The organism is Paenibacillus sp. FSL L8-0470 (assembly GCF_038008625.1).
Lineage (GTDB): Bacteria > Bacillota > Bacilli > Paenibacillales > Paenibacillaceae > Paenibacillus_AQ.
In genome coordinates this window covers 2,260,902-2,272,138 of the sequence record NZ_JBBOZM010000001.1, presented here as the reverse complement: position 1 = coordinate 2,272,138, position 11,237 = coordinate 2,260,902, and the positions used below count along the sequence as shown (strand labels likewise).

Here is an 11,237-nt window from a genome sequence, read left to right as displayed (position 1 = left end):
TCATCCTCTCCACTTTTCCAACTTCATTCTAATTACAGCTTCACGCTCGATATCTCTGCTATTCGTACCTCAGCTACCGGTTAACATTACATACTAAAGCCCCGGCATATTTATTATCAGCATAGATATGCGTGATATAGCTTCCCACCTCAGAGTTATGTCTTTGAAAGAGTACCGTGGCTTTCCAGACTCCAGGGGCAACCTTCACACCTTCAATCCACTCAAGGTCATCCTGCTCTTTATTAGAAGTCCAGGTAGGGAACTGAACACGTTTTATATTAGGGTCTAGTCCGTATATCAAAACATTGTATGAACCCGCCGAGATATTGGCTGTTTTCGGTCCTGATACACCTACACCTCCCTTAACAGCAACTGACGTTCCTCCGATATAGTTTGAATTGCCATACTTGTCATGGGCATAGATATGTGTGAAATAGTTACCTGCTTCATAATTGTGCTTACTGAAGGGTATCCGTATCTTCCACGTTGTATTGCCTATCCGCTCACCGATCACATAGGGCCGCTCAATATCATCCTGGTCATTCTTTTCTGTCCATGTCGGGAATTTCACTTCTTGTATGGTTCTGGACACGCCTTCTATAACTACCTCATAGTATTCAGCATCTAATCCGACCGTTTGAGGAGCTCTGACGGTTTGAGTATTCTTAATTTGAGTCGTAACACCCGCTACAGCATTGTTATCCGCATAAACATGAGTTACATATGCGCCAGTTTCCATCCCATGTTTGGACAGAACGACCGTACCTCTCCAGAGATTTGGAGCAACCTTTACACCATCAATCCATTCGAGATCATCTTGCTGATTGTAATCCGTCCATGTCGGAAAACGTACGGTTTTAACACTGTCAGGAACTCCTTTCAGGTAAATATCATAGGAGACTACTGAAGTGCTGAAGATATACGGTTCTGCGGGTGTGGCCTTACTGCGCTTAAGAAGGTTGCCATTCGCATCATAGGTATACTGAATCATTGAATTATCCGGAAGAATCTCCATCTCAAGCCGACTCTGATTGTAAATGCTGATCTTCTGCCGCTGTGGCGTGCCGTTCATGTCTTTGATTATATAATTGGAATCAACACCTTCTAATACCGCAGCCGCTGAAGTCTGAGAATTAAAGATAAAAAAAGTTAAAAAGACACTGGCTAGCAGGGTCACTATCATTGATTTCTTCAAGAACGTCCCTCCAAAATTCTGTTATTTTTTGATAAAAATATTAGATTGCAATTCCTAGAATCGATTTATTATAGCAAATCATTAATCCAGAAATTGTCGAACCTTGCTATAAATTCTGAGTATATTTATTTAATATAAACTTTATTGAATAATATACATTTAGTTGGAAATTAAGTAATATTATTGTTGATCACTCAAAATGTTGAATGCTACCTCATAAGAAAAAACCACATGGAGTCTGTGACTCACATGTGGTTAACATTACATTATTTACTGAAGCAGGTTTCCTATTCTACATTAGATCGGGCATCCGTTAACGATTAACGTTGCACGTCCAGACTCCGGCATATTGATTATCAGCATAGATATGCGTAATATAGCTTCCCACCTCAGAGTTATGCCTTTGAAAGACTACCGTGGCTTTCCAGACTCCAGGAGCAACCTTTACACCTTCAATCCACTCAATGTCATCCTGATTCTTATTAGAAGTCCATGTAGGGAACTGAACACGTTTTACATTAGGATCTAGTCCGTATATCAAAACATCGTATGAATCCGCCGAGATATTGGCTGTTTTCGGTCCTGATACACCTACGCCACCCTTAACAGCAACTGACGTTCCTCCGACTCCAAGCATGTTACCAGATTGATCAAAAAAATAAAGGTGTGTTGAATAGTTTCCTGTTTCGTAATTTATTCGCTGAAGGGTATACGAATTTTCCATGTCGTGTCGTTTACCTTTTCTCCGATGATCCATGGATCCTTAATGTCATCTTGACCTTTATACTCTGTCCATGTGGGAAACCGTACTTCTTTAATTGTTCGTGCGACTCCTTCCACATAAACTTCGTAATATCCGTCAGTTAATGACACTGTTTGAGGAGAGATGATTTTTGTAGTATCTTGGATGTTAGTATTAAGACCTTTCACTAACTGATTGTCTGCATAGATATGTGTATTGTACTTACCTCTTTGCCCCCCGTGTTTCGACAGGATAACCTTACCTTTCCAGAGATTTGGGGCAACTTTCACACCAGCAATCCATTCGATATCATCTTGCCCTTTGTCTTCCGTCCATGTTGGAAAATGTACATTTTGAACACTGTCAGGAACCCCTTTAAGATAGATATCATAAGAGACTGCTGAAGTGCTGAAGATGTACGGTTCTGCAGGTGTAACCTTATTTCGCTTAAGAAGATTTCCATTTGCATCATAGCTATACCGGATCATTGAGTTATCCGCAAGAATCTCTGTCTCTAGTTGATTGTGATTGTAAATGTTGATCTTCTGCCGCTGTGGCGTACCGTTCATATCTACAATCAGATAATTGGAAACGATCTCCTCCGGTCCCACAGCCGCTGAAGTCTGAGCATTAAAGCTAAAAAGAGTTAAAAGCACACTGGCTAGCATAGTCACTATTGTTGATTTCTTCAAGAAAGTTCCTCCAAGATTCGATGATTGGTTGCTGGTGATTAAGGTAAGGAATAAACGGCTAAGTTAAGACTATTGCTTTTCATTTTACTAGCTTCCATTTTTGAGAGGATGTCCCGTTGTCTGTGTATATCTGCAAGCGTGTTCCATCCGCACTGCTTCCTCCAGGTATGTCCAGCACCTTGTTGCTGTTTACATTCTTCAGTGTACAAGAACCATCTTCATTCTCATTTATTGTCCAATGTTGAGAAGCCGTTCCATTATCTGTCCATACCTGTACAGCTGATCCATTGTTTGTGCCTCCCCCGGACACTTCAAGCGCCTTCCCACTGTTTACATTAATCAGTTTATACTTATTGCCTCCCGCATCGAACACCTGCCATCGTTGAGAGGCAGTACTATTATCTGTCCAAATTTGTACCGGGGTGCCATCAGCAGTGTTTCCTCCAGTGACATCTAACGCTTTTTGATTTCCATAATTCAACACTTTGAATTCAGCTCCATTAGAAATTGCCTTGACCAGTCTCCACTTCTGTGCCGATGTTCCATTAGATGTCCATATCCGAACAGCTGATCCGTTGCTCACGCTCCCGTCTGCTACATCAAGCACTTTATTACTGTGCACATTTAGAAGTGTATAAGAACTATCACCGTTATCCACCATACGCCATGCTTGAGCCTCGGTTCCATTATCATCCCAAAGTTGAACTGATGTACCCTCAGCCGTTTTCCCTCCTGTAATATCAAGCGCTTTTCCACTATTCACATTAATTAATTTATAGGTTTCATTTGGTGCATTACAAATCAGCCAGCGCTGCGCATCAGTCCCATTATCTTCCTCAATCTGTATTTTCGTACCGTTGCTTGTGTTCCCCGCAAAAACATCCAAAGCTTTATTACTATTTACATTGATTAGTTTGAACTCAGAATTTTTGCAGGTTAAGCTTTTCCTTCCGATCATATTTCCATTGTTGTCGTACTGAAAATCCATATATTTACCTTCATAAATGCTGATAAGACCTAGCTGTCCTGTTTTTAGATAGGTATACTTCATCGCAGTAGTGGTATTGGGATAAATCAAGATACACATACAAACTGCTATAAAGAATATGTACTTTTTCATTAATAACATCTTCCTATCCTTTTGATAATGTAAGTATATGAGTAATATATTTCCCTGTCTCATTATTGTATTTAGAAAATGGAATCTTAACTTTCCATGTTATTTGATTAATTCTTTCTCCTTTAACCCACGGAATCTTTAAATCGTCATGATCGTTGGCTTCTGTCCATGTTGGAAAAGGGGGATTTTAATGAGAATCGTTTTATTATAGCAAATCACTTATACAGAAATTGTCGAACCTTGCTATAAAATTCTGTGAATATTTGTTGAATCCAAATGTGATTAAGTCATTTCCCGACATATTAGCGTCCCATACTTTTATCACCAGTTGCTAAGCACGCCTTTTCGCCCACCTACCCTATAGTCTTGCTAAAATGTCTTATCACACCGAAGGCGAGGCTATTCGATATAGCAGCATAAGGAAAGGAAGCGTTTTCAAAGGCATCTACCGGGCTACTCAACCCTTTTGCTTTCATGCGCAGCCAGGAACGCTTCTCCACTGGTTGACAGAACGGTATTGTTTGTACGCTTCTGGCTCGAAAGGCCGGCTCTATATTGGCCATATTCACCATCTCCCTTGGCCTTTACAGGAGGCTGAGCTTCATATTGCTCACAATACTTCAATGAGAGCACTGGGTCTCGCTCATGATGATACTCCCTCACTTCTTACCTTTACTAAACGTCTTGAGGTTCTCTTTTGGTCAATAAAAAAAATCGGTGCTATATCTGATCAACCGTTTGCTAAAATTGCTGAGTTGTGTCTGTAAATAGCAAAAAGGCATGACCTATTCGGTCATGCCATGTGCTTGGCGGCGTCCTACTCTCCCAGGACCCTTCGGTCCAAGTACCATCGGCGCTGGAGGGCTTAACGGTCGTGTTCGGGATGGGTACGCGTGGAACCCCTCCGCTATCGCCACCAAACGGGCATTTGCGGTACAAATGCTAAATTCAGGTCTCAGCATCGCCAAATGCTGAAAACAAATCTTCATCACTTGGCCACTTGGGCCTCATGAATCAGAACTTGATTCCTGAAAACTGAATCCGAAACAAATCTGCGTCTTACTTGTTGGATAAGCCCTCGACCGATTAGTATTGGTCAGCTCCATGCATTGCTGCACTTCCACCTCCAACCTATCTACCTCGTCGTCTTCAAGGGGTCTTACTGATTGGGAAATCTCATCTTGAGGGGGGCTTCACGCTTAGATGCTTTCAGCGCTTATCCCGTCCGTACGTAGCTACTCAGCCATGCTCCTGGCGGAACAACTGATGCACCAGCGGTACGTCCATCCCGGTCCTCTCGTACTAAGGACAGCTCCTCTCAAATTTCCTGCGCCCACGACAGATAGGGACCGAACTGTCTCACGACGTTCTGAACCCAGCTCGCGTACCGCTTTAATGGGCGAACAGCCCAACCCTTGGGACCTACTTCAGCCCCAGGATGCGATGAGCCGACATCGAGGTGCCAAACCTCCCCGTCGATGTGGACTCTTGGGGGAGATAAGCCTGTTATCCCCAGGGTAGCTTTTATCCGTTGAGCGATGGCCCTTCCATGCGGTACCACCGGATCACTAAGTCCGACTTTCGTCCCTGCTCGACTTGTAGGTCTCGCAGTCAAGCTCCCTTATGCCTTTGCACTCTTCGAATGATTTCCAACCATTCTGAGGGAACCTTTGAACGCCTCCGTTACTCTTTAGGAGGCGACCGCCCCAGTCAAACTGCCCGCCTGACACGGTCCCCGTACCCGATTAGGGTACCAGGTTAGAACCTAGATACGATCAGGGTGGTATCCCAACGGCGCCTCCGCAGAAGCTTGCGCTCCTGCCTCTACGGCTCCCACCTATCCTGTACAGATCGTACCCAAATTCAATATCAAGCTGCAGTAAAGCTCCATGGGGTCTTTCCGTCTTGTCGCGGGTAACCTGCATCTTCACAGGTATTAAAATTTCACCGGATCTCTCGTTGAGACAGCGCCCAAGTCGTTACGCCATTCGTGCGGGTCAGAATTTACCTGACAAGGAATTTCGCTACCTTAGGACCGTTATAGTTACGGCCGCCGTTTACTGGGGCTTCGGTTCACAGCTTCGGATTACTCCTAACCGCTCCCCTTAACCTTCCAGCACCGGGCAGGCGTCAGCCCGTATACTTCGCCTTGCGGCTTCGCACAGACCTGTGTTTTTGCTAAACAGTCGCTTGGGCCTTTTCACTGCGGCCCCCTCGGGCTATTCACCCTACCGAGGCACCCCTTCTCCCGAAGTTACGGGGTCATTTTGCCGAGTTCCTTAACGAGAGTTCTTCCGCGCGCCTTAGAATTCTCTTCTCGCCTACCTGTGTCGGTTTGCGGTACGGGCACCTTCTCCTGGCTAGAGGCTTTTCTTGGCAGTGTGAGATCATGACCTTCGCTACTATAATTTTCGCTCCCCATCACAGCCCAGCCTTAACGATGTGCGGATTTGCCTACACACCAGCCTCACTGCTTAGACGGACATCCATCAGTCCGCGTCACTACCCTCCTGCGTCACCCCATCGCTCATAGCGGATTACGGTGGTACAGTAATTTCAAACTGTTGTCCTTCGACTACGCCTTTCGGCCTCGCCTTAGGTCCCGACTTACCCTGAGCGGACGAGCCTTCCTCAGGAAACCTTGGGCTTTCGGCGGATCAGATTCTCACTGATCTTTTCGTTACTCATACCGGCATTCTCACTTGTATGCTGTCCAGCGCTCCTTACGGTACACCTTCAACCCACATACAACGCTCCCCTACCCCTGGATCGACTTCACTCCAGCTTCGAAGTCCGTGTTTATCCCCTGGAAGCATTTAGCCGTTCATCCCTTCGGATGATTTCCGGCATCAATGTCTAGTCGGATAAACACGCCTCAAAGGCGCAGTGAAGTCGATCCAAGCCATAGCTTCGGTGGTGTGTTTAGCCCCGTTACATTTTCGGCGCAGAGTCACTCGACCAGTGAGCTATTACGCACTCTTTCAATGGTGGCTGCTTCTAAGCCAACATCCTGGTTGTCTGTGCAACTCCACATCCTTTCCCACTTAACACACACTTGGGGACCTTAGCTGATGGTCTGGGCTGTTTCCCTTTTGACAATGGATCTTAGCACTCACTGTCTGACTCCCGGCAAGAAGTTAATGGCATTCGGAGTTTGACTGAGCTTGGTAACCCTTGCGGGCCCCGCACCCAATCAGTGCTCTACCTCCACCACTCCATTCACCGAGGCTAGCCCTAAAGCTATTTCGGGGAGAACCAGCTATCTCCGAGTTCGATTGGAATTTCTCCGCTACCCCCACCTCATCCCCGCATTTTTCAACATACGTGGGTTCGGGCCTCCAGTGCGTGTTACCGCACCTTCACCCTGGACAGGGGTAGATCACACGGTTTCGGGTCTACGTCCACATACTAAATCGCCCTATTCAGACTCGCTTTCGCTGCGGCTCCGGCTTCTCACCTTAACCTTGCATGTTAAACGTAACTCGCCGGTTCATTCTACAAAAGGCACGCCATCACCCCTAGATCGGGCTCTGACTTTTTGTAAGCACACGGTTTCAGGTTCTATTTCACTCCCCTTCCGGGGTGCTTTTCACCTTTCCCTCACGGTACTGTTTCACTATCGGTCGCCAGGTAGTATTTAGCCTTAGCAGATGGTCCTGCTGGATTCATACGGGGTTTCACGTGCCCCGCACTACTCGGGATCCGTCTCGGAGAGAACACAGTTTAGGTTACAGGGCTTTTACCTCTATCGCGGGCCTTTCCAGACCTCTTCGCCTACCATATTCCTTTGTAACTCCATGTGAGACGTCCCACAACCCCAAGGGGCAAGCCCCTTGGTTTAGGCTGTTCCGCGTTCGCTCGCCGCTACTGACGGAATCACTATTGTTTTCTCTTCCTCAGGGTACTTAGATGTTTCAGTTCCCCTGGTCTGCCTCTATCTCTCCTATGTATTCAGAGAGAAGTAACTGCGAATTACCACAGCTGGGTTTCCCCATTCGGACACCCCCGGATCAAAGCTTGCTTACAGCTCCCCGAGGCAGTTTCGTTGTTCGCCACGTCCTTCGTCGGCTCCTGGCGCCTAGGCATCCTCCGTGTGCTCTTATTAGCTTAACCAATGCGTTTTCCCAGAAGGAAAATCGCTAGCATCGCTATAATTAAAACTTGTTTACACAAGTTTCAGCTAAAAGATGTTCTAAAACGCAAATTCGTTTCGGTATCCAGTTTTCAAGGATCAAGGTACTTCTTGAGAGCTTAAACTCTCAAAACTGACCAACGAGTGAGTAACAGGCCTAAACCTGAGTTTTGGAAGCTAAGCTTCCGATTTGAATGTTTCCGTTGCAGGAAACGATTCTCCATAGAAAGGAGGTGATCCAGCCGCACCTTCCGATACGGCTACCTTGTTACGACTTCACCCCAATCATCTACCCCACCTTCGGCGGCTGGCTCCCTTGCGGGTTACCCCACCGACTTCGGGTGTTGTAAACTCTCGTGGTGTGACGGGCGGTGTGTACAAGACCCGGGAACGTATTCACCGCGGCATGCTGATCCGCGATTACTAGCAATTCCGACTTCATGCAGGCGAGTTGCAGCCTGCAATCCGAACTGAGACCGGCTTTGCTGGGATTGGCTCCACCTCGCGGCTTCGCTTCCCGTTGTACCGGCCATTGTAGTACGTGTGTAGCCCAGGTCATAAGGGGCATGATGATTTGACGTCATCCCCACCTTCCTCCGGTTTGTCACCGGCAGTCACTCTAGAGTGCCCAGCCTTACCTGCTGGCAACTAAAGTCAAGGGTTGCGCTCGTTGCGGGACTTAACCCAACATCTCACGACACGAGCTGACGACAACCATGCACCACCTGTCTCCTCTGTCCCGAAGGCCGCCACTATCTCTAGTGGATTCAGAGGGATGTCAAGACCTGGTAAGGTTCTTCGCGTTGCTTCGAATTAAACCACATACTCCACTGCTTGTGCGGGTCCCCGTCAATTCCTTTGAGTTTCAGTCTTGCGACCGTACTCCCCAGGCGGAGTGCTTACTGTGTTAACTTCGGCACCAAGGGTATCGAAACCCCTAACACCTAGCACTCATCGTTTACGGCGTGGACTACCAGGGTATCTAATCCTGTTTGCTCCCCACGCTTTCGCGCCTCAGCGTCAGTTACAGCCCAGAAAGTCGCCTTCGCCACTGGTGTTCCTCCACATATCTACGCATTTCACCGCTACACGTGGAATTCCACTTTCCTCTTCTGTACTCAAGCCACCCAGTTTCCAGTGCGACCTCAGGTTGAGCCCAAGGTTTAAACACCAGACTTAAATAGCCGCCTGCGCGCGCTTTACGCCCAATAATTCCGGACAACGCTTGCCCCCTACGTATTACCGCGGCTGCTGGCACGTAGTTAGCCGGGGCTTTCTTCTCAGGTACCGTCACTCCGGTAGCAGTTACTCTACCGGACGTTCTTCCCTGGCAACAGAGCTTTACGATCCGAAAACCTTCATCACTCACGCGGCGTTGCTCCGTCAGGCTTTCGCCCATTGCGGAAGATTCCCTACTGCTGCCTCCCGTAGGAGTCTGGGCCGTGTCTCAGTCCCAGTGTGGCCGTTCACCCTCTCAGGTCGGCTACGCATCGTCGCCTTGGTGAGCCGTTACCCCACCAACTAGCTAATGCGCCGCAGGCCCATCTCCTTGTAGCAGATTGCTCCGCCTTTCATCCTTCGTCCATGTGAACAAAGGAATTATCCGGTATTAGCTACCGTTTCCGGTAGTTATCCCAGTCAAAGAGGTAGGTTGCCTACGTGTTACTCACCCGTCCGCCGCTAAGTTATTCCAGAGCAAGCTCCTTCATAACTCCGCTCGACTTGCATGTATTAGGCACGCCGCCAGCGTTCGTCCTGAGCCAGGATCAAACTCTCCAAATTGGTTTTTTCGAGCGGTTACTTCACCCGAATTACTTCGAGAAAATAACCATCCGAAAAAGATATTGAAAAGAGCGATTGCTCAATTTGAAACATCTGACGAGAATTTACATTCTCACGATGAAATTTCTAAAGCGTATAAATACGCTGTGAAACTCATCAGTTTTGGATTTCACTTGCATGATTTCCATACTCACTCGTTGTTCAGTTTTCAAAGATCAAGCAGCCAACTAACTGGCCGGATTAATAATATATCACGTTTTATACCTCTGGGCAAATTGTAATATTTTCCACACCTTTTATCATACAACAGCCTATAGCTTTCCTGGACAAAAACACCGCCAAGATCTCTTGACGGTGTTCTCTCTACTATAGATGGCCAAATATTATCGAACATTTGGCAGAGACAATGCCTTGTCTGCATTCTGAATATCCATTTGCAGCTGCTGAGCGGGATCGTAGGCATTATAGTACCCGTTATCTCTCATATAATTAAACACATGCTCATGCAAGGTGACTGCTTTGGAAAATTGAGTGCTCAGTGTATTTCTAACTTCTGGGCTCGCTGACTCAGAGATAGCGCCAGCATAGTTTTTCAAACCGCTTTTACATGCAAGCAGCAAATCTGTAGCAATTACCTGATCCGTCATTACATTCATTCCAGTTAGATTTTCAACAATCGGGTTCATCTTATGCCTCCTTTATTATACAAGCAAATTACGGATTTGTTGAATATCCTCTATACCTGCCTGGATATCTTCTTGGAGAATTCCTTTTAGATTGTTATCCGTTACCATCGGCAGCATGGTTTGACTTTTGGTCAGACAGTTAGTTTTAAATGTAAGCAACTCGTGCAATTCCATCGTTTCATGCACACCTAATTGTTGTTTTGGCATGTGTTTCGCCTCCTTCCTTCCCTTATGTTATCTCCTGAAGGAGCTATAATATTCAGACAAATCTTCACATCACCGGGAATGAGATAGATCACACACATTTCTTTTACCGCCATACGCAAATCATTTAGTTTATCCCCGGCTTGGGCTATAATAATAGGTAAATAAGCTTATGAGGTGTATTAGTGAAAGAAGACAGGTATGAACATGTGGATGAATTATTGGGGGCTTTTCAGCAATTCTCCAAGATGAATTGGCAGAAGCTAACGATGTTTGGGCTAAAGCCCAGTGAAATACGGGTGCTGATCACGATCAGACTCCGCAATACAAAAGCAGACAAGCAGGTGCTGACAGTCTCCGAGATCAGCAAGCTGCTTAAGGTAACTTCCCCTACGATTACACAGATGGTGAACAGCCTGCTAGCACAAGGTTTTGTTGTGCGCACCAGCGACTCACAGGACCGGAGAATCAGCAGCATTGTCTTGACGGAAAAAGGCGAGCTGCTCGCAGATAAAGCCGTCGCCAAGATCCGTGAGATGTTTAAAGGCATGGTTGATTATTTGGGCCAGGAGCAAAGTGAAACTTTAATTGAACTCCTGAACAGGGTACATGCCTATTTTGAACAAATACAGAATCAGCCGGATGTCGACTAGAGTGTACAAAAAAAGCACAAAGCGTAGGTTG

General features: G+C 46.4%; 7 protein-coding genes, 3 rRNA genes and 2 pseudogenes. 2 read left to right on the top strand and 10 right to left on the bottom strand.

What is annotated here, in order from left to right:
* Nucleotides 1-73: 73 nt before the first annotated feature.
* From NST99_RS10155 to NST99_RS10135, 5 genes and pseudogenes are all read right to left on the bottom strand, one after another.
* Nucleotides 74-1,195, bottom strand: a complete 1,122-nt coding sequence (locus NST99_RS10155) for a GBS Bsp-like repeat-containing protein (RefSeq protein WP_341091419.1) — start codon at nucleotides 1,193-1,195, stop codon at nucleotides 74-76.
* A gap of 313 nt (nucleotides 1,196-1,508) precedes the next feature.
* A complete protein-coding gene (locus NST99_RS10150; protein WP_341091417.1) occupies nucleotides 1,509-1,832 on the bottom strand; it encodes a GBS Bsp-like repeat-containing protein in 324 nt (107 codons plus the stop codon).
* A gap of 56 nt (nucleotides 1,833-1,888) precedes the next feature.
* The gene (locus tag NST99_RS10145) at nucleotides 1,889-2,629 is read right to left on the bottom strand and encodes a GBS Bsp-like repeat-containing protein (RefSeq protein WP_341091415.1); all 741 of its coding nucleotides are present in this window, start codon (nucleotides 2,627-2,629) and stop codon (nucleotides 1,889-1,891) included.
* Nucleotides 2,630-2,708: 79 nt separating this feature from the next.
* The gene (locus NST99_RS10140; protein ID WP_341091414.1) at nucleotides 2,709-3,749 is read right to left on the bottom strand and encodes an RICIN domain-containing protein; all 1,041 of its coding nucleotides are present in this window, start codon (nucleotides 3,747-3,749) and stop codon (nucleotides 2,709-2,711) included.
* Between the two features lie 13 nt (nucleotides 3,750-3,762).
* A pseudogene (locus tag NST99_RS10135) lies at nucleotides 3,763-3,915 on the bottom strand (GBS Bsp-like repeat-containing protein); the annotation flags it as partial.
* A 181-nt stretch (nucleotides 3,916-4,096) separates the two neighbouring features.
* Here NST99_RS10135 and NST99_RS33680 point away from each other — a divergent pair.
* Nucleotides 4,097-4,516: pseudogene (locus tag NST99_RS33680) on the top strand (DUF2071 domain-containing protein); the annotation flags it as partial.
* 37 nt (nucleotides 4,517-4,553) lie between these two features.
* On the opposite strand, the gene rrf reads toward NST99_RS33680, so the two are convergent.
* The 5 genes from rrf to NST99_RS10110 all read right to left on the bottom strand — a co-directional run bounded on the left by rrf (nucleotide 4,554) and on the right by NST99_RS10110 (nucleotide 10,556).
* Nucleotides 4,554-4,670: ribosomal RNA gene (gene rrf, locus NST99_RS10130) — 5S ribosomal RNA — on the bottom strand.
* 145 nt (nucleotides 4,671-4,815) lie between these two features.
* Nucleotides 4,816-7,862 (bottom strand): 23S ribosomal RNA (locus NST99_RS10125).
* A 245-nt stretch (nucleotides 7,863-8,107) separates the two neighbouring features.
* Nucleotides 8,108-9,663, bottom strand: a 16S ribosomal RNA gene (locus NST99_RS10120).
* Together the 16S, 23S and 5S rRNA genes form the textbook arrangement of a ribosomal RNA operon.
* 383 nt (nucleotides 9,664-10,046) lie before the next feature.
* Complete coding sequence (locus NST99_RS10115; RefSeq protein WP_341091413.1) at nucleotides 10,047-10,349, bottom strand: spore coat protein; 303 nt, start codon at nucleotides 10,347-10,349, stop codon at nucleotides 10,047-10,049.
* A 15-nt stretch (nucleotides 10,350-10,364) separates the two neighbouring features.
* Entirely contained in the window at nucleotides 10,365-10,556 is a 192-nt protein-coding gene (locus tag NST99_RS10110) for a hypothetical protein (RefSeq protein ID WP_341091412.1), read from the bottom strand.
* Between the two features lie 182 nt (nucleotides 10,557-10,738).
* Here NST99_RS10110 and NST99_RS10105 point away from each other — a divergent pair, with 182 nt between their 5' ends.
* Complete coding sequence (locus NST99_RS10105) at nucleotides 10,739-11,206, top strand: MarR family winged helix-turn-helix transcriptional regulator (RefSeq protein WP_341091411.1); 468 nt, start codon at nucleotides 10,739-10,741, stop codon at nucleotides 11,204-11,206.
* Nucleotides 11,207-11,237: the final 31 nt, after the last annotated feature.